Raw genomic sequence first — 18,121 nt, forward strand, 5'->3', positions numbered from 1 at the left:
TGACCATCACTCTTGGCCGGCGAACCAATGTTCGCGGGCTTTCAAGATGAGGGCTTTGGCGTCATCGGCGCTGTGGCCGGTGATCTCGGTGAGTTCATCGACCGCGAGGTCGGCGAGGTCGTCGCGGGTGTGCACACCCGCCTCGGCCAGCTTGGGAATCAGCTCGGGGTCGAGGCCTTCGAGGTCGCGCAGATTCTGCGAGACGGTCTCGACGCCCTCTTCCTTGGCGATTTCCATGGTCAGCAGCGCATCCTTGGCGCGCGTGCGCAGCTCATTGATGGTGTCTTCATCGAAAGCTTCGATCTCCAGCATTTCGGAGATCGGCACATAGGCCACTTCTTCGAGGCTGTTGAAGCCCTCGGAGATCAGGATGTCGGCGATTTCCTCGTCGACGTCGAGCTTTTCCATGAACAGCTTGCGGCTGGCGTCGGTTTCGCTCGCCTGCTTCTGGGCCGATTCATTGGCGTCCATGATGTTGATCTTCCAGCCGGTCAGGTCGGAGGCGAGCCTCACGTTCTGGCCGCCGCGGCCGATGGCGATGGCGAGGTTTTCCTCGTCGACCACCACGTCCATGGCGTGCTTTTCTTCATCGACAACGATGGAAGACACATTGGCCGGGGCCAGGGCGCCGATCACGAACTGGGCCGGGTCTTCGCTCCACAGCACGATGTCCACGCGCTCGCCGGCGAGCTCGTTGGTCACGGCGTTGACACGGGTGCCGCGCACGCCGACGCAGGTGCCGATCGGGTCGACACGCTTGTCGTGCGAGAGCACGGCGATCTTGGCGCGCGAACCGGGGTCGCGGGCGCAGCTCTTGATTTCGAGCAGGCCTTGTTCGATCTCGGGCACTTCCTGGCGGAACAGCTCGATCATGAACTCGGGGGCCGAGCGCGACAGGATGATCGGCGCGCCGCGCAGCGTCAGGTCGACCTCCATGATCATGGCCCGCACGCGGTCGCCGTTGCGCAGGTTTTCCTTGGCGATCATCTCGCTGCGGCGCAGGCGCCCTTCGACGCGGCCGGCCTCCACGATGATGTCGCCCTTGTCCAGGCGCTTGACGGTGCCCACGAAGATCTTGTCGCCGCGCGACATGAAGTCGTTCAGCAGCATCTCGCGCTCAGCGTCGCGGATCTTCTGCAGGATCACCTGCTTGGCGGCCATGGCGCCGATGCGGCCGATCGGCACCGAGTCCACCGATTCCTCGATGTATTCGTCGACCTCGATGTCGGGCATTTCTTCCTTGGCTTCGAACAGGAGGATTTCCTGGTCGGGCAGCTGCAGGCCGGCCTCGTCGGGAACGACGTGCCAGCGGCGGAAGGTTTCGTAGTCGCCGCTGTCGCGGTCCACGGCCACGCGGATGTCCACTTCGCCCGCATAGAGCTTCTTGGTGGCTTGCGCCAGTGCGGATTCGACCGCGCCGAAGACCACGTCGCGCTCGACGTTCTTCTCTCGCGAGATCGCATCCACCAACATCAACATTTCGCGATTCATGCCACCACTCCTCTAGTCAGTCCGGAACATTCGTTCCGTCGTCAATATCCGAAAAACCCGGTTGGGTTTTGGCCCTGCGGCCCTTGAAATCCACAATTGGCGCGAGCCGCGCATCGCGCAGCTCGTCCAGCACGAAGCCGAGCGCATGCAACTTTGCAGGCGCGCGCTTCTTGCTCACTTTTTGTCCCGGTTTGGGCTCGGGCGCATCGCTCCAGACGATTTGCCAGCCCGGGGCTGCGTCAGCCCCTTCCGCTGTTTCAGCACGCTCCAGCGTGCCGCGAAATTTCTTGCGGTTGGCAGACACCTGCCCCGCCGCCGCGGCACCCATCGGCACCTTGAGCGTGATGTCGATCACCTCGCCGACAAAACGCTCGAAATCCTGCTCATTGCGAAGCGGACGGTCAATACCCGGCGAGGAAACCTCGAGCCGCTTGTAATCGACACCATCGACCTCGAGCGCAAACTGCAGCTGCCGCGTGACCTTTTCGCAATCCTCGACGGTCACGAAGGGCTCGGGAATTCCCGCAGCCACAGCTTCCGAGGTGGGGGCCGTCCAGGGCAAATCAATCGTGACGCGCAGCAATCCCCCGGCCGATCTATCGATCTCGACCAGGTCGTAGCCGAGTCCGGCCACGGTTTGTTCCACTGTCTGCTGCAATGCCACGTGTTTGAAAATGCCTTGTAAAAATGCCTGTGCGAAATGCTTATGCGCGCCGCCCGCTTATGCGCGCCGCCCGCTTATGCGCGCCACCCGCCCGCCACGGGTGCCACGCATCGAGAATGCATAGACCAAAAAAAACGGGCGGTTGGTACCCGCCCGTTTGGTCGTGAGCCTCGAATTATATGCTATTCGTGTGAGAAATGAAGGGGCTTCGGCGCTCAGGCGGGCCTAATACGGCGAGATTTCGACCACACCACCGCAAACAGCGCGGCCCCGAGCGCCAGGGCCGCAGCCGCTACCAGCAGCGGCACCTGGAACGAACCGGTTCGCTGGGCCAGCGGCGCGGCAAAAAGCGGTCCGATGATCTGCCCGACGCCGTAGGAAGCGGTTGCGTAGCCGATCAGCCCGGCGGCGGCATTGCCCCGCAGCCGGCGCGCATCCCGCATCGCAAAAAGAGTGATGGCCGTGAACGGCATGCCGAGCAGCAGGCTGCCAAGCGCAAAGCCGGCAATCGTGGGCCACGCCACCGACAGCAGTACGCCCAGCGCCTGCAGCGCATACGCCGCCGCCAGCAGCAGCCGGTTGTCCCAATGCAGGGGCGCACGGGCGCCGATCAGCGCGCCCGGAATGATCGCCAGGCCGAAAAGCGGCCAGAAGAAATCGGGCCAGGGCGAGCCCGGCAGCGCCTGGCGGGCGATCACGGGCAGAAAGGTCGCCGTGATGATGTAACCGAAGCCGGCCAGGCCGTAGAGCGCGACCAGCCAGACCGCGTCGCTGCGCGCCGAGGCCGCCGAAGCCGGTGTACCGGCCGCGGCTGCGGGTGTGGCGGCAGAGCCGGCCGCCGCCGGCAGCTCGCCGTCATCGAACACCCGCCAGATCGCCGCCACCAGCACCACCGCCAGCAGGCCGAGGCCGATCCACCCGGTTTCCGAGCCCCACCGCCCCAGGGCGCCGCCGAGCAGGCCGGTCATGGCAATGCCGATGCCGGGCCCCGTGTAGATGACGCCGGCCAGCGCCGGAGAATTGGTTTCGGCCAACCGGCGCAGGCCCCATCCCGACGCGAATACGAAGACCCAGGCACTCATCACGCCGGCTGCCGCGCGCAGGATGCCCCAGCTTGTGAAGCTGTGGAGCACGCCCATGCCGACCAGCAGCACGGCTGTTGCCGCCAGCCCGCCGCGCACCATGGTCTTGGCCTTGATGCCGATGGCCGCGCAACTGACGGCGCCCAGAAAGTAGCCCAGGTAGTTGAGCGACGCCAGCACGCCTCCGGCCTCGAGCTGGAGTTTTCCTTCATGCAGCATGATCGGCAGCATGGGTGTGAAGGCGAAACGCCCCAGCCCCATGGCCACGGCCAAAGTGACCATGCAGGCCAGTGCCGCGCGCCAGGCCCCGCGCCGGCCTTGTCCGATTCCCGACATTGCTTTGAATTCCGTTGTTCTATTCCAGCAGCGCTGCGGCCACCAGTTTTCTTGTGTAGGGGTGCTCGGGTGCATCGAGCACGCGCTCGACGAGGCCGGCTTCGAGAATGGCGCCATCCTTCATCACGATGACCTGGTGCGCCATGGCGCGAATCACTTCGACGTCGTGGGTGATGAGCAGGTAGCTCAGGCCGCGCTCGCGCTGCAGGCGCTGCAGCAGCCCCAGCACCTGCTTCTGGATCGTCACGTCGAGTGCGCTGGTGGGCTCGTCGAGCACCAGCAGTTGCGGATCGACGATAAGCGCGCGCGCAATCGCAAGGCGCTGGCGCTGGCCGCCCGAAAACTCGTGTGGGTAGCGGTCGAGCAGCGACGGAAACTGCGCCTCGCTCAATCCCACGTCGGCCAGCGCGGCCAGGGCCCGTGCCCGGCGCTGCTCGGTGCCGAGCTCGGGTGCATGCACGCGCAGGCCCTCGCCGACGATCTGCTCGACCGTCATGCGCGGCGAGAGCGAAGAAAACGGGTCCTGGAAAACCACCTGCATGACCCGGCGCAAGGCCAGGTCGGAACCCCGGTCGACCGCCCAGCCCTTGCCGTCCACCTTGAGCGCACCGCGATATTTCAGCAGCCCGAGAGCGGCCAGCGCCAGCGTCGACTTGCCCGACCCGGATTCCCCGACCACGCCCAGCGTTTCACCAGGTGCGATGCGGAAGTCAGCGTTCTGCACGGCGATGAATTCGCCTTTGCGGAACCAGCCGGCAACGCCGGGCCGGGACACCGGGTAGCTCACGCGCAGGCCCGTGGCCTCGAGCACCGGCCGTGCATCGCTGCCCGCGGCTACGGCACTGACGTTGCGCTCTGGATGGCTGTCGATCAACTTGCGGGTGTAGGCATGCTTCGGCGCTTCGAAAACCGTGGCCACCTCGCCCTGCTCGACGATGTGGCCATCTTCCATCACCGCCACCCGGTCAGCGAACCGGCGCACCAGGTTCAGGTCGTGGGTGATCAGCAGCACGGCCATGCCATTCTTGCGCTGCAGGTCGGCGAGCAGATCGAGGATCTGCGCGCGCACGGTCACGTCCAGCGCGGTGGTGGGCTCGTCGGCCAGCAGCAGGCGCGGCTTGCAGGCGAGCGCCATCGCGATCATGGCGCGCTGGCGCTGCCCACCCGAGAGCTGGTGCGGGAACGCCCTCGCCCGCCGCTCCGGCTCGGGAATGCCGGTGTCGGCGAGCAGCCGGACGGCGGCGGCCTGCGCGTCGCGTGCCGAGAGCCCTTCGTGCAGTTCGAGCACCTCGGCAATCTGGTCGCCGACGGTGTAGAGCGCATTGAGCGCGGTCATCGGCTCCTGGAAGATCATCGCGATCTCCTTGCCGCGAATGCCGCGCAGTTCGCGCTCCGGAATCGACAGCAGGTCGCGCGCATTGGAAGAGGCCTGGGGGTCGAACAGCTTCGCAACACCCGCGAGGTCGGCGTTCTGCGCCAGGCGCAGCAGCGCCAGCGCCGTGACGGTCTTGCCCGAACCCGACTCGCCCACCAGGGCGAGCTTCTCGCCGGCGGCAATGCGAAAGTCGATGCCATGCACCACTTCCTTGCCGCCGAACGCGACGCGCAGGCCCTTGACGTCGAGCAGCGGCAGATGGGGGGTCGTCATTTCGCTCACGTGTCGGCCTTCCGTGGATCGAGCGCATCGCGCAGCGCATCGCCCATGAAGGTCAGGAGCATCAGCGTCACGACCAGCACACCAAAGGTCGACAACGAGATCCACCAGGCATCGATGTTGGCCTTGCCCTGGCTCAGCAGTTCGCCGAGCGACGGCGTGCCCGGCGGCACGCCAAGGCCCAGGAAGTCGAGCGAAGTGAGCGCCAGGATGGCCGCGCTCATTCGGAAAGGCAGGAAGGTGACGACCGGCACCATGCTGTTGGGCAGGATGTGGCGCCACATGATCTGCAGGTTGCCGACGCCGAGGGCTCGTGCGGCGCGCACGTAGTCCATCTGTCGGTTGCGCAGGAATTCGGCGCGCACGTAGTCCGACAGGCCCATCCATCCGAAGAGGCTCAGCAATATGAGCAGCAGCGCCACGCTGGGCGAGAAGATCGCACTGAAGATGATCAGCAGGTAGAGCTCGGGCATGGAACCCCATATCTCGATGAAGCGCTGAAATGCCAGGTCGGTCTTGCCGCCGAAGAAGCCCTGCACAGCCCCCGTCACGATGCCCAGCACCACGCCGATGACCGTGAGCGCCAGTGCGAACAGCACGCTCACGCGAAAGCCGTAGATCAGTTGCGCCAGCAGATCGCGGCCGCGGTCGTCGGTGCCAAAAAAGTTGTCACGCGACGGGGCCGACGGATTCGGCAACTTGGCAAAATAATTGAGCGTCTGTGGGCCATAGGTGTTCGGCGCATAGATGGCCCAGTTCTTCCCCGCGGTGATCCGCTCGCGGATGAACGGGTCGAGGTAGTCGGCCGGCGTCTCGAAGTCGCCGCCGAATGTCTTTTCGGGATAGTCGCGCAGCACGGGAAAGTAGGTTTGTCCTTCGTAGTGCACGACGAGCGGCTTGTCCGTGGACAGCACTTCCGCAAAGAGGCTCAGGACCACAAGCACCGTGAAGACGACGAGGCTCCAGAACCCGAGCGGATTCCGGCGAAAACGGCGCCAGGCGCGGCGCGCCGGGCTCAGCGAAACGGGCAGCGCGTCAGTCAAATTTCACCCTCGGGTCGACCCAGACGTAGCAAAGGTCGGAAATGAGCTTGGTCAAGAGGCCGATCAGCGTGAACAGGTACAGCGTGCCCAGCACCACGGGATAGTCGCGCCGGATCACGCTTTCGTAACTCAACAGGCCCAGCCCGTCGAGGGAGAACAGTGTCTCGATCAGCAGCGAGCCCGTGAAGAAGGCGCCGATGAAGGCCGCCGGAAATCCCGTGATGATCGGGATCAGGGCGTTGCGGAAGACGTGCTTCCAGAGCACTTGCCGCTCGGCCAGCCCCTTGGCGCGCGCGGTCAGCACGTATTGCTTGCGGATTTCCTCAAGGAATGAATTCTTCGTGAGCATGGCCGTCACGGCGAAGCTGCCGAGCACCATTGCGGTCACGGGCAGCGCGATGTGCCAGAGATAGTCGACGATCTTCGCGCCCCAGCCGAGCGTTTCCCAGTTGGGCGAGGTCAGCCCGCGCAGCGGAAACCACTGCAACTGGCCGCCGAAGATCACGAGCAGCGCCACCCCCAGCACAAAGCCAGGTATCGCATAGCCGACCAGCACGATGAGCGTGGTCACGAAGTCGAAACGCGAACCCGCGCGCACCGCCTTCGCTACGCCGAGCGGCACCGCGATCAGGTAGCTGATGAAGAAGGTCCAGAGCCCCAGGCTGATCGACACCGGCAGTTTTTCCTTGACCAGGTCCCACACCGCCTTGCGCTGGTAGAAGCTCTGGCCCAGGTCGAGTTTTGCGAAGGACTTGAGCATCTGCCAGAAGCGCTCGTGGGCCGGCTTGTCGAAGCCGTAGAGCGCCTTGATTTCCTCGATGCGTTGTGGATCCAGACCCTGGCGGCCACGGTAGCCGGCGCCGGTGCTCGCAGCGCGCTCCCCACCAGAATCGCGGCCCTGCAACTGGGACACCATCTGCTCGACGGGCCCGCCCGGCACGAACTGGATGACCACGAAGGTCAGCAGCAGCACGCCGAGCAGCGTGGGCACCATCAGGAGCAGGCGTTTGAGGATGTAGCTGGCCATGGCGTGCGCGACTCTCTATTTGTTCGTGGGCGACGCCCACCAGGTGGTCATCGCCCAAGCGTCGGCCTGGTAATACGGGGGAACGACATCGGGCAGCACGACAGGCCGCGGCCGGTAGCCGACCAGGAAGGCGCTCCCGTAGTACTGCGGGATCGAGTAGTAGCCGTGCGACAGCACGCGATCGAGCGCGCGCACCGCCGTGCGCAGTTCGGACCTGGTTGTGGCACTGAGCACCTTCTGCACCAGCGCGTCGACGGCCGGATCGGCAATGCCCCAGATGTTGGAGGAGCCATGGGTCTCGGCCGCCTTGGACCCGAAGAAGTCGAGCAACTCGCCTCCGGGCGCGGTACTGCCCGACAAGCGCAGGCTGGTCATCTCGAAGTCGAAATTGTCCATGCGCTGCTGCGACAGCGAGAAATCGACGGTGCGAAAGCGCATCTCGATGCCAAGCTTCTGCAGCGCACTCTGGAACGGCGTGGCAACCCGGATGAGCGAGGGCTGGTCGTTCAGGAACTCGATGGTGAACGGCTCGTTCCTGGCGTTGCGCAGCGCGCCATCGCGGTAGGTCCAGCCCGCCTCGGCCAGCAACGCCCTTGCGCGGCGCAGATTCTCGCGCAGGCTTCCTGGCGGCGCGGTGCTGGGGGAGATCACGGCCGGCCCGAAAACCTCGGGGCGCAGCTTGTCGCGCAGCGGTTCGAGCAGCGCCAGCTCGTCGGGTTTTGGCAAGCCTTCGGCGTGGAACTCGCTGTTGGGGAAATAACCCTGCACGCGCGTGTAGAGCCCGTAGAACAGCTGGCGGTTGAGCCATTCGAAATCCATTGCCAGCCCGATCGCCTGGCGCACCCGCACGTCCTTGAACTTGTCCTTGCGAAGGTTGAATACGTAGCCCTGGAAATCGCCGGGGTTCCGGGTTTCGAAAGCGCGCTTGACGAGCTCCCCGCTCTCGAATTGCTTGCCCTTGTATTGGCGCGCCCAGTTGCGCGAAGTGAATTCGCGCATGAAGTCGAATTCCCCGGCCTTGAGCCCCTCGAAGCGGGAGGTGTCGTCCAGGTAGTTCTTGAAGGCGACCCGGTCGAAATTGAACTGCCCCCGGCGCACCGGCAGCTCGGCGCCCCAATAGCGCGGGTCTCGCACATAGGTGATGTCGCGGCCCAGCCGCGCGCTCGAGGGCTTGTAGGGGCCGGAGGCAATCGGCACCTCGCTGATGATCTGGTCGAAAGGCTTGCCGCCGCCCCAGGCGCGACTGAACACCGCCATGCCGCCGACCACCAAAGGCAGCTCCGGATTGGGCCTTGCGAACTCGAAGCGCACTGTGCGTTCGTCGAGTGCGCGCACGCCCTTCACCTCGGCATAGAGCGTTCGGAACTGGGGCGCTGCCAGCTTGCTGTTGAGCGTTTCGAAGGAATACACCACGTCGGCCGCCAGCACCGGCGAGCCGTCGTTGAAACGCGCCTTGGGGTTGAGCCGGAATGTGGCGGAAAGCTTGTCGGCTGGCACCTCGACGTCTTCCGCCAGCAGGCCATAGGCTGTGGTCGGCTCCTCCGAATTGCCTGCGAGCAGGCTTTCGAACACCAGCACGCCCTGCCCATAGGGCGCCGTGCCCTTCAGGGTGAACGGGTTGAACTTGTCGAAGTTGGTGGGCCGGGTCGGCGGCACCATCCGGATCTCTCCGCCCTTGGGCGCATTCGGGTTCACGTAGCTGAAATGGGTGAAGCCGGGCGGATACTTGACATCGCCGAATTGCGCATAGGCATGGGCGGCCCATGAAGGAGCCGCCCAGAGCATCAGGAGAAAAAGCAGCCAAGCCCGCATGCGAGAATTCTGCCCAAGATTTTCACGAGGCAACTTCATGGGCTTTCTTTCCGGCAAAAAACTGTTGATCACCGGCGTGTTGAGCAATCGCTCCATTGCCTATGGCATTGCCAAGGCGTGTCACGAACAAGGCGCCGAGCTTGCTTTCAGCTACGTCGGCGAGCGATTCAAGGACCGTATCACCGAATTCGCCGCAGACTTCGGCTCCAAGCTCATTTTCGACTGCGACGTGGGCGACGATGCGCAGATCGACAAGCTCTTTGCCGATCTGGCGCAGACCTGGCCCAAGTTCGACGGCTTCGTGCACAGCATCGGGTTCGCGCCGCGCGAGGCCATTGCGGGCGACTTTCTCGAAGGGCTGTCGCGCGAGGGTTTCAAGATTGCGCACGACATCAGTGCCTACAGCTTCCCGGCCATGGCCAAGGCCGCCCTGCCCTACCTCAACGACAAGGCCGCGCTGCTGACGCTGACCTACCTCGGCGCCGAACGCGCACTGCCCAACTACAACACCATGGGCCTGGCCAAGGCCTCGCTGGAAGCTTCGGTGCGCTACACCGCGGCATCGCTCGGCCCCAAGGGCATGCGCGTCAACGGCATCAGCGCCGGCCCCATCAAGACGCTGGCGGCCAGCGGCATCAAAGGCTTCGGCAAGATGCTGTCCGCCGTGGCCGAGGCCTCGCCGATCCGCCGCAACGTGACCATCGAGGAAGTCGGCAACGTGGCCGCCTTTCTGCTGAGCGACCTGGCAAGCGGCGTGAGCGCCGAGATCACCTACGTGGATGGCGGCTTCAGCAACGTCGTCGCGGGAATGGGCGAATAAAGGCTCGCCCCGGCACCTTCCGCAGAACATTGCGTCTTCATCGATTGGCAGCGGCGTCGTGCTGACCCGACGTTCCCTCCTGCTTGCCGGGCTCAGTGCGCTGGCGGCCCGCACGGCCGTCGCACGCGAGCCCGCACCGGCACTGATGCTGGCCGAGGTCTACCGCCCAGGCATGTCGCTGGCGGACTACTGGGTCAGCGAAAAATACGACGGGGTGCGCGGCTACTGGGACGGCCAGCAGCTCTGGACGCGTGGCGGCGAGCCGGTGGTGGCGCCCGCCTGGTTCACGGCAAAGTTGCCGAGGCAGCCGCTCGATGGCGAGCTGTGGGCCGGCCGGGGCCAGTTTGCGCACGCCGTTTCCACCGTGCGCAGCCAGACACCCAACGACACCGCCTGGCACAGCATGCGGTTCATGGTGTTCGACCTGCCGTCCCAGGGCGGCGATTTCACGGCGCGGCTCGCTGCCCTGCGCAAACTGCTGCCGGTCACCGACGCGCCGTGGATCGTGCCCGTGCCCCAGGAACGCGCCACCACGCATCCCGAGTTGCAGGCGCTGCTCGACAAGACCGTGAAGATGGGCGGCGAAGGCCTGATGCTGCATCGGGGCGGCTCGCTCTATCGCGCCGAGCGCAACAGCGACCTGCTCAAGGTCAAGCTCCACGACGACGCCGAGGCCCGGGTGGTCGGGCACGTTCCGGGCAAGGGCCGGCACGGTGGCCGGCTGGGTGCGCTGCTGGTCGAAACGCCCGAGGGCAAGCGCTTCAAGCTCGGCACCGGCCTCACCGACGCCGAGCGCGAGAACCCGCCCGCCATCGGCAGCTGGGTGACCTACCGCTTCAACGGTACCAACCCCGGCGGCCTGCCGAGGTTTGCCCGCTTCATGCGGGAACGCATCGACCTGCCCTCCTGAAGCGCGGCGCGCCCACGGCGCGCACCACTCTCGCTTCCCTGATTATTTTTTCTTCGGCGCGGCCACGCAGTCCGCGTAGTAGCGCTTCTTGCCGGTTTCGTCGACGCGCGCCACCAGGCCGTGGATGTCGGTCTCGAAGCCCGGGCACTGCAGGTTGAACTCGCGCGAGAACTTGAGGTAGTCGACGATCTTCTTGTTGAACACCTCGCCCGGAATCAGCAGCGGAATGCCCGGCGGGTACGGCGTGATCAGGCTGGTGGTGATGCGGCCTTCGAGCTCGTCGATTTCCACGCGCTCGGTCTTGCGGTGCGCGATGTGGGCGAAGGCGTCGCTCGGCTTCATGGCCGGCGTGAGATCGCTCAGGTACATCTCGGTGGTGAGGCGCGCCACGTCGTAGCGTGCGTAGAGCTGGTGGATGTGCTGGCACAGATCGCGCAGGCCCAGGCGTTCGTAGCCGGGGTGCTGCTGGCAGAACTCGGGCAGGATGCGCCACATCGGCTGGTTGCGCGCGTAGTCGTCCTTGAACTGCTGCAGCGCCGTGAGCAGCGTGTTCCAGCGGCCCTTGGTGATGCCGATGGTGAACATGATGAAGAAGCTGTAGAGCCCGGTCTTCTCCACGATCACGCCGTGCTCCGCGAGGAACTTGGTCACCACGCTGGCGGGAATGCCGGTCTCGGCGAAATTGCCTTCCAGATCCAGGCCGGGCGTCACGATGGTCGACTTGATCGGGTCGAGCATGTTGAAGCCGTCGGCCAGATCGCCAAAGCCGTGCCAGTTGCGCGGCGACTTCTTGTTTTTCGGCTTGCCGTTCTTCTCGCCCGTCATGATCCAGTCTTCGGCGCGGCCGATGCCTTCGTCGACGAGCTTCTCGGGACCCCAGACCTTGAACCACCACTCGTCCTTGCCGAACTCGGCCTCGACCTTGCGCATGGCGCGGCGGAAGTCGAGCGCTTCGAGAATGCTCTCCTCCACCAGTGCGGTGCCGCCGGGCGGCTCCATCATGGCGGCGGCCACGTCGCAGCTCGCGATGATCGCGTACTGCGGGCTGGTGGACGAGTGCATCAGGTAGGCCTCGTTGAACAGGTCGCGGTCGAGCGCGCGGTTCTGCGAGTCCTGCACCAGCACGTGGCTGGCCTGGCTGATGCCGGCCAGCAGCTTGTGGGTCGACTGCGTGGCAAACACCAGCGACTCCTTCGGCCGCACGCGGCGCTTGCCCATGGCGTGGTAGGCGCCGTAGAACGGATGGAAGGCCGCATGCGGCAGCCATGCTTCGTCGAAATGCAGCGTGTCGACGTAGCCGTCGAGCATGCCCTTGATGGTCTCGGTGTTGTAGATCACGCCGTCGTAGGTCGACTGCGTGAGCGTCATCACGCGCGGCTTGACCTTGTCGGGGTCCACGTCGGCCAGCAGCGGGTTGGCCTTGATCTTGGCCTTGATGGCGCTCTGCTCGAACTCGCTCTTGGGAATCGGGCCGATGATGCCGAAGTGGTTGCGCGTGGGCTTCATGAAGACCGGGATCGCGCCGGTCATGATGATCGCGTGCAGGATCGACTTGTGGCAGTTGCGGTCGACCACCACCACGTCATCGGGCGCCACCGTGTGGTGCCACACCATCTTGTTGCTGGTGCTGGTGCCGTTTGTCACGAAGAAGCAATGGTCGGCGTTGAAGATGCGCGCCGCGTTGCGCTCGCTGGCCGCCACCGGGCCGGTGTGGTCGAGCAGCTGGCCGAGTTCTTCCACCGCGTTGCAGACGTCGGCGCGCAGCATGTTCTCGCCGAAGAACTGGTGGAACATCTGGCCCACCGGGCTCTTCAGGAACGCCACGCCGCCCGAATGGCCCGGGCAGTGCCATGAATACGAGCCGTCTTCGGCGTAGTCGATCAGCGCCTTGAAGAACGGCGGCTGCACACCCTCCAGGTAGCTCTTGGCCTCGCGGATGATGTGGCGCGCCACGAACTCGGGCGTGTCCTCGAACATGTGAATGAAGCCATGCAGCTCGCGCAGGATGTCGTTCGGGATGTGGCGCGAGGTCTTGGTTTCGCCGTAGATGTAGATCGGCACGTCGGCGTTCTTGCGGCGCACCTCGCCGATGAAGCTGCGCAGGCTCAGCACGGCGGGATCGAGGTCGGGGCCGACCGTGAACTCCTCGTCGTCGATCGACAGGATGAACGCGCTGGCACGGCTTTGCTGCTGCGCGAACTGGCTCAGATCCCCGTAGCTCGTGACGCCCAGCACCTCGAAGCCCTCGCTTTCGAAGGCCTGCGCAAGCGCGCGAATGCCAAGGCCCGAGGTGTTTTCGGAGCGGAAGTCCTCGTCGATGATGACGATGGGGAAGCGAAATTTCATGAGCAGGGCTCCGGACAGGCAATGAGGCGCGAAGTGTACGGAATTCGGATGAAGGTTTCCGTCACCTTTTGACTCAGAATGTCGGGCGTCCATCAAAGAGGAGAAGACATGGCGAATTCCACCATCTGGTGGCTGATAGCGGGAGCCGCGATCGTGCTCGAGTTGCTCTCGGGTACGGTCTACCTGTTGCTGCTGGCCACGGGCTTCGCAGCGGCGGCCATCGCGGCGCATGTGGGCGCGGGAACGGTCGCGCAACTCGTCGTGGCGGCCGTGGTCGGCGTGGGTGCGGTCCTGGCCTGGTATGCGGTGCAGCGCCGACGCCCGGGCCCGCCGCCTACCGGCTCGAATCGCGACGTCAACCTGGACATCGGCGAGATCATCCATATCGAGGCATGGAACCCCGACGGCACGGCCACCGTGCGCTATCGGGGAGCCCAGTGGACCGTGGTTCCGCGCAGCGGTCACGCCCCGGCCGCCGGCGAGCACCGCGTGGTCGAGGTCATCGGCAGCCGCCTCGTGGTCGAGAAAACCTAGTCAGAACATTCAAGAGGAGAAACATCATGGAATTTTCAGTTCCCATCATCATCCTGGTCATCGCGGTGATCGTCATCAGCCAGTCGGTCAAGTTCGTGCCGCAGCAGAACGCCTGGGTGCGCGAGCGCCTGGGCAAGTACCACAGCACCATGACGCCCGGGCCCAACTTCCTGATCCCGTTCATCGACAAGGTCGCCTACAAGCACAGCCTGAAGGAAATTCCGCTCGACGTGCCGAGCCAGATCTGCATCACGCGGGACAACACCCAGCTGCAGGTCGACGGCATCCTGTACTTTCAGGTGACCGACCCGATGCGCGCGAGCTACGGCTCGTCGAACTACATCGTGGCCGTGACGCAGCTGGCGCAAACGTCGCTGCGCAGCGTGATCGGCAAGCTCGAACTCGACAAGACTTTCGAGGAGCGCGACGTCATCAACGCCCAGGTGGTTGCGGCCATCGACGAGGCAGCGCTCAACTGGGGCGTGAAGGTGCTGCGCTACGAAATCAAGGACCTGACGCCGCCCAAGGAAATCCTGCTGGCCATGCAGGCGCAGATCACCGCCGAGCGCGGCAAGCGCGCGCTCATCGCGGCCTCTGAAGGCCGTCGCCAGGAACAGATCAACATCGCCACCGGCGAACGCGAAGCCTTCATTGCCCGCTCCGAGGGCGAGAAGCAGGCCCAGATCAACAACGCCCAGGGCGAGGCGGCCGCCATCACCGCCGTGGCCACCGCCACGGCCGACGCCATCGAGCGCGTGGCGGCAGCCATCCGCCAGCCCGGCGGCGAACAGGCCGTGCAGCTCAAGGTGGCCGAGCGCGCGGTCGATGCCTACGGCAAGGTTGCGGCCGATTCCAAGACCACGCTGATCGTGCCGAGCAACATGACCGAAACCGCCGCGCTCATCGCGTCGGCCATGCGCATGGTCCAGGCCGGCAAGCCATCGAATCCGGCCTGAGCGACTGCTACAATCGAAGGCTCAGGAGCGGTGGATGAGCGGTTTAAGTCGCACGCCTGGAAAGCGTGTGAGGGTTAATAGCCCTCCGCGGGTTCGAATCCCGCCTGCTCCGCCAGAGATTGATTGTTCGTAACCGTTCACGGACATGAGAGCCAGAATAAAAAGCCCAGGTTGCCTTCCAGCACCCTGGGCTTTTTTGTCGGCGCGTTGCGCCCTGGCAACGCGCATCCGACTGCCCCGCCGCCCTCAACTGGCGGTACGATCCAAAGTCTTACTTTCACGCCTGCAAAGGAGCCCGGATGGCCGGACAACCACAACCCACCCCGACTGGCGATACGTCGCTCGAACAGACATTGGAGAAGACCGAAGCGGTTGCCGCCGATGTGCAGCGGGCGTCGGACAACCTTGCGGTCGTGAACACGGTCCTCGAACAGGAGCTGCCCGAGGAAATCCAGGTGGGTGAAGTGGCCCAGGCCATCGAGCACACCAGCCAGCTCGAAGAAAAGCTGGCCAAGTCGGCCGAGACATTGGCCGAGGTCAACGCCGCCTTGAGCGAGGAAATCGAGAAGCGCCTGGAGATCACTGCCCAGCGCGATGAAAGCCAGGCAGAGGCCGAAGAACTCAAGGCAAGGATCCAATCCGGCGCAGCGGACTGATCGTCTCCACGGTCTTTCCAGCCGGTACGGATCGCTCCTTATCCCTTCTCCTACGCTGCGGACGCATCCGGCACGCTACGCTATTGGTTCTCAAAGCGAAACCACGGCATGGCCCTCATCACGTTCCTCGTCGAGGACAACAAGACCATCAGGGACAACCTGGTCCCGGCTCTCGAAGATCTGGTCAACGGCCAGATCGTCGGCTTCGCTGAAACCGAGTCGGCCGCGCTCGCCTGGCTCGCCTCCCATCCCCACGATTGGCAATTGCTCATCGTCGACCTGTTCCTGAAAGAAGGCTCCGGGCTGGGCGTGCTCTCGGGCTGCAAGACACGCGGCCCGGGCCAGCGCGTGGTGGTGCTGAGCAACTACGTGACGGCCGACATCCGTGCACGTTGCGAAGCACTGGGCGCGGACGCGGTCTTCGACAAGTCGCGCGACCTCGACGCCTTCATCGACTACTGCAACACCGACCGGCCTTCGGGCTTTGCCAGATTGAACTGACGCCGGTTGCCGCCAGTGACCGTCCTGAAATGCGTTGACACCCAAATAGCCGGCCTCAGCCGACCACGGACGCCCGATGCACGACATCGGGCGTTTGCATTTTGAGCGACAAATGGGGCCGCTCGTGGTTGTAGATCTGCACGGACTCAGCCACCAGTCGCCTGGCTTGAGCCAGGTCAGTTGGCTGGCTCAGCAGGAATTCGGTCTTGAGGATGCCGTTGATGCGCTCGGCCAGCGCGTTCTGGTAGCAGTCGTAGCCGTCGGTCATCGAGCACTTCAGGCCATGGCGGCGATTCGCATCGCGCCCCAACTCGATGCCCTGGCGCTGCAACGGCTCGCGCAACAGGTAGTGCAGCTTGCGCGTGCCCAGTCTCGGCTGGCGCATGCGCTGTTCCTTGACCAACTGCACCACCGTTTCGGCGCGTTCGTGGCGCCGGGCCGCCCTGTGCTGACCTTGGTAGTACGCCTGACGAGTTATGCCCATGTGGTGGCAAGCCCGGGTCACGCTCAGCCCTTCGACGAGGCCTTGCGCGAGGACTTGTCCGAAGGCTTTTTTACGACACGCACGCCGTGATCCTTCTTCAGGACCTCCAGCACCGCTTCGAACAACCGGGCCTTTTCCTGCGCTCTGGCCAGTTGCGTTTCCAATTCCTTGATCCGCTGTTCCGGCGTCGGTGCAATGGCTGTCTTGTCGATCGGCATAGCCGCCGATGATGCCGCACGACCCCACCCCTGGCGACCGTGCTTGCGCAGCCAGTTCAACACTGTCGAGTTGCCCTGGATCCCATAGCGGCTCTGCGCCTGGCCGCAGGTCAACTCCCCTTTTTCCACTTGCTCGACAACAGCCAATTTGAAGGCCATCGTGTAGTCACCCTGCGTTCTCTTGACGCCTGTGTCCATTGCGCTTTTTCCTTTCGCTGATGAAAGGTGTCAACGCTGGGCAGGACGGGTCAAAGCCAAGAAAAAAGGGCCCGAAGGCCCTTTTCCTTTTTGCGCCATGGCGCAGCGGTTTGCAATGAAACCGATCAGCGCACCACGGCGATCTGTGTACGCACGCCACCCTTGTAGGTGAAGAGCGTCAGCGCGCCGTTCTTGATGTCGCCCTTTTCGTCGAAGGCGATCGGGCCGGTCACGCCCTTGTATTGCACCTTGCCGACTTCCGGCAGGTACTTTTCGGGGTCGGAGGAACCGGCCTTGACCATGGCTTCAGCCAGAACGTTGACCGCGTCGTAGACGTACGGTGCATAGATCTGGACTTCCACGCCGTTCTTGGCCTTGAACTTGGCCTTGAAGTCTTCCAGCGGCTGCTTGAAGTCGCCATCGACACCGCCGGCTTCGGCGCAAACCACCATCTCTTCGCCGATGGCATCGCCAGCCAGCTTGGGCAGCTCGCCGGTGCACAGGCCGTCGCCGCCCATGAACTTGACGTTCAGGCCGAGTTGCTTGACCTGCTTGAGCATCGGGCCGCCAACGGCGTCCATGCCGCCGAAGAACAGCACGTCGGGCTTGGCAGCCTTGAGCTTGGTCAGGATGGCGTTGAAGTCGGTCGACTTGTCGGTCGTGAACTCGTGGCCGACGATGGTGCCGCCAGCAGCCTTGGCCGCCTTTTCGAACTCTTCGGCAACGCCCTGGCCGTAGGCCGTGCGGTCGTCGATCACGGCAATGTTCTTGCCCTTGAGCGTTTCGACGGCGTACTTGCCCAGCGTGCCGCCGAGTTGCGTGTCGTCGGCCACCACGCGGAACGCGGTCTTGAAGCCTTGGCGCGTGTACTTGGGATTGGTTGCCGAAGGCGAAACCTGCGGAATGCCGGCGTCGCTGTAGAGCTTGGAGGCGGGAATCGTGGTGCCCGAGTTCAGGTGGCCGACGATGCCGTTGACCTTGCTGTCGACCAGCTTCTGGGCCACTGCCGTGCCTTGCTTCGGATCGCCGGCGTCGTCTTCTGCGAGCAGTTCGAACTTGGCAACCTTGTCACCGATCTTGAGGCCCTTGGCGTTCAGGTCTTCGATGGCCATCTTGGCGCCGAACTCGTTGTCCTTGCCAAGGTGGGCAATGGCGCCGCTGGTGGGACCGACGTGGCCGATCTTGACGACCAGCGTGCTTGCCGGAGGCGCTGCAGGTGCGGGGGCCGCTGCCGTGGGCGCCGGAGCGGCGGGTGCAGCAGCTTCTTCTTTTTTGCCGCAAGCCACAAGCGTGAGAGCAGCCAGTGCGACCGCAGTCCATTTCAATTGCATGAGAACCTCCAGAACATTGATAAATAAACTAAGAACCGGTCGTGTGATCCGGGCGCGC

General features: G+C 64.4%; 15 protein-coding genes, 1 tRNA gene and 1 pseudogene. 7 read left to right on the forward strand and 10 right to left on the reverse strand.

Annotation, left to right across the window (positions count from 1 at the left end; genetic code table 11):
* Nucleotides 1–6: 6 nt before the first annotated feature.
* The 7 genes from nusA to ACJ7Z0_RS04215 all read right to left on the reverse strand — a co-directional run bounded on the left by nusA (nt 7) and on the right by ACJ7Z0_RS04215 (nt 9,109).
* Nucleotides 7–1,491, reverse strand: coding sequence for a transcription termination factor NusA (gene nusA / locus ACJ7Z0_RS04185; RefSeq protein WP_434788839.1), 1,485 nt, complete (start codon nt 1,489–1,491; stop codon nt 7–9).
* 16 nt (nt 1,492–1,507) lie between these two features.
* Entirely contained in the window at nt 1,508–2,155 is a 648-nt protein-coding gene (gene rimP, locus ACJ7Z0_RS04190; RefSeq protein ID WP_434788840.1) for a ribosome maturation factor RimP, read from the reverse strand.
* 215 nt (nt 2,156–2,370) lie between these two features.
* Complete coding sequence (locus tag ACJ7Z0_RS04195) at nt 2,371–3,573, reverse strand: YbfB/YjiJ family MFS transporter (protein WP_434788841.1); 1,203 nt, start codon at nt 3,571–3,573, stop codon at nt 2,371–2,373.
* A 19-nt stretch (nt 3,574–3,592) separates the two neighbouring features.
* Complete coding sequence (locus ACJ7Z0_RS04200) at nt 3,593–5,221, reverse strand: ABC transporter ATP-binding protein (RefSeq protein ID WP_434788842.1); 1,629 nt, start codon at nt 5,219–5,221, stop codon at nt 3,593–3,595.
* A gap of 5 nt (nt 5,222–5,226) precedes the next feature.
* Complete coding sequence (locus ACJ7Z0_RS04205; RefSeq protein ID WP_434788843.1) at nt 5,227–6,270, reverse strand: ABC transporter permease; 1,044 nt, start codon at nt 6,268–6,270, stop codon at nt 5,227–5,229.
* Nucleotides 6,263–7,297, reverse strand: a complete 1,035-nt coding sequence (locus ACJ7Z0_RS04210; protein ID WP_434788844.1) for a microcin C ABC transporter permease YejB — start codon at nt 7,295–7,297, stop codon at nt 6,263–6,265. Before ACJ7Z0_RS04210 ends, ACJ7Z0_RS04205 begins: the two co-directional genes overlap by 8 nt.
* 15 nt (nt 7,298–7,312) lie before the next feature.
* Nucleotides 7,313–9,109, reverse strand: coding sequence for an extracellular solute-binding protein (locus ACJ7Z0_RS04215; RefSeq protein WP_434788845.1), 1,797 nt, complete (start codon nt 9,107–9,109; stop codon nt 7,313–7,315).
* 37 nt (nt 9,110–9,146) lie between these two features.
* Between ACJ7Z0_RS04215 and fabI the strand changes: the two genes are divergently transcribed.
* Nucleotides 9,147–9,929 carry an enoyl-ACP reductase FabI gene (gene fabI / locus ACJ7Z0_RS04220; RefSeq protein ID WP_431131565.1) on the forward strand — a complete coding sequence of 261 codons (783 nt, stop codon included), beginning with the start codon at nt 9,147–9,149 and terminating at the stop codon, nt 9,927–9,929.
* Between the two features lie 58 nt (nt 9,930–9,987).
* A complete protein-coding gene (locus tag ACJ7Z0_RS04225; RefSeq protein ID WP_434788846.1) occupies nt 9,988–10,839 on the forward strand; it encodes a DNA ligase in 852 nt (283 codons plus the stop codon).
* A 42-nt stretch (nt 10,840–10,881) separates the two neighbouring features.
* Here the strand turns inward: ACJ7Z0_RS04225 and ACJ7Z0_RS04230 are convergent, their stop codons facing one another.
* Nucleotides 10,882–13,185: an Orn/Lys/Arg family decarboxylase gene (locus ACJ7Z0_RS04230; RefSeq protein ID WP_431131568.1), complete on the reverse strand. Its 2,304-nt coding sequence runs from the start codon at nt 13,183–13,185 to the stop codon at nt 10,882–10,884.
* A gap of 108 nt (nt 13,186–13,293) precedes the next feature.
* Between ACJ7Z0_RS04230 and ACJ7Z0_RS04235 the strand changes: the two genes are divergently transcribed.
* The 5 genes from ACJ7Z0_RS04235 (at nt 13,294) to ACJ7Z0_RS04255 (ending at nt 15,832) form a co-directional block, all read left to right on the forward strand.
* Nucleotides 13,294–13,719, forward strand: a complete 426-nt coding sequence (locus ACJ7Z0_RS04235) for an NfeD family protein (protein WP_431131570.1) — start codon at nt 13,294–13,296, stop codon at nt 13,717–13,719.
* 26 nt (nt 13,720–13,745) lie between these two features.
* Nucleotides 13,746–14,675 (forward strand): SPFH domain-containing protein, encoded by a 930-nt coding sequence (locus ACJ7Z0_RS04240; protein ID WP_093022727.1) that lies wholly within the window; start codon nt 13,746–13,748, stop codon nt 14,673–14,675.
* Nucleotides 14,676–14,699: 24 nt separating this feature from the next.
* A tRNA-Ser gene (locus ACJ7Z0_RS04245) sits at nt 14,700–14,790 on the forward strand.
* Between the two features lie 184 nt (nt 14,791–14,974).
* Nucleotides 14,975–15,331: a hypothetical protein gene (locus tag ACJ7Z0_RS04250; RefSeq protein WP_431131572.1), complete on the forward strand. Its 357-nt coding sequence runs from the start codon at nt 14,975–14,977 to the stop codon at nt 15,329–15,331.
* Nucleotides 15,332–15,439: 108 nt separating this feature from the next.
* Entirely contained in the window at nt 15,440–15,832 is a 393-nt protein-coding gene (locus ACJ7Z0_RS04255; protein ID WP_434788847.1) for a response regulator, read from the forward strand.
* A 55-nt stretch (nt 15,833–15,887) separates the two neighbouring features.
* On the opposite strand, the pseudogene ACJ7Z0_RS04260 reads toward ACJ7Z0_RS04255, so the two are convergent.
* Nucleotides 15,888–16,732 (reverse strand): annotated as a pseudogene (locus ACJ7Z0_RS04260) (integrase core domain-containing protein).
* A gap of 125 nt (nt 16,733–16,857) precedes the next feature.
* Entirely contained in the window at nt 16,858–18,063 is a 1,206-nt protein-coding gene (locus ACJ7Z0_RS04265; protein WP_434788848.1) for a branched-chain amino acid ABC transporter substrate-binding protein, read from the reverse strand.
* Nucleotides 18,064–18,121: the final 58 nt, after the last annotated feature.

It is taken from the genome of Variovorax palleresanus, assembly GCF_051144945.1.
GTDB lineage: Bacteria > Pseudomonadota > Gammaproteobacteria > Burkholderiales > Burkholderiaceae_C > Variovorax > Variovorax paradoxus_S.

What these genes read in the sequence shown, in the direction of transcription:
- ACJ7Z0_RS04250 (WP_431131572.1), top strand. Translation starts at nt 14,975, where the DNA reads ATGGCCGGACAACCACAACCCACCCCGACTGGCGATACGTCGCTCGAA.
- ACJ7Z0_RS04255 (WP_434788847.1), top strand. Translation starts at nt 15,440, where the DNA reads ATGGCCCTCATCACGTTCCTCGTCGAGGACAACAAGACCATCAGGGAC.
- ACJ7Z0_RS04210 (WP_434788844.1), bottom strand. Translation starts at nt 7,297, where the DNA reads ATGGCCAGCTACATCCTCAAACGCCTGCTCCTGATGGTGCCCACGCTG.
- ACJ7Z0_RS04265 (WP_434788848.1), bottom strand. Translation starts at nt 18,063, where the DNA reads ATGCAATTGAAATGGACTGCGGTCGCACTGGCTGCTCTCACGCTTGTG.
- ACJ7Z0_RS04195 (WP_434788841.1), bottom strand. Translation starts at nt 3,573, where the DNA reads ATGTCGGGAATCGGACAAGGCCGGCGCGGGGCCTGGCGCGCGGCACTG.
- ACJ7Z0_RS04200 (WP_434788842.1), bottom strand. Translation starts at nt 5,221, where the DNA reads ATGACGACCCCCCATCTGCCGCTGCTCGACGTCAAGGGCCTGCGCGTC.
- ACJ7Z0_RS04215 (WP_434788845.1), bottom strand. Translation starts at nt 9,109, where the DNA reads ATGCGGGCTTGGCTGCTTTTTCTCCTGATGCTCTGGGCGGCTCCTTCA.
- nusA (WP_434788839.1), bottom strand. Translation starts at nt 1,491, where the DNA reads ATGAATCGCGAAATGTTGATGTTGGTGGATGCGATCTCGCGAGAGAAG.
- ACJ7Z0_RS04240 (WP_093022727.1), top strand. Translation starts at nt 13,746, where the DNA reads ATGGAATTTTCAGTTCCCATCATCATCCTGGTCATCGCGGTGATCGTC.
- fabI (WP_431131565.1), top strand. Translation starts at nt 9,147, where the DNA reads ATGGGCTTTCTTTCCGGCAAAAAACTGTTGATCACCGGCGTGTTGAGC.
- ACJ7Z0_RS04230 (WP_431131568.1), bottom strand. Translation starts at nt 13,185, where the DNA reads ATGAAATTTCGCTTCCCCATCGTCATCATCGACGAGGACTTCCGCTCC.
- ACJ7Z0_RS04235 (WP_431131570.1), top strand. Translation starts at nt 13,294, where the DNA reads ATGGCGAATTCCACCATCTGGTGGCTGATAGCGGGAGCCGCGATCGTG.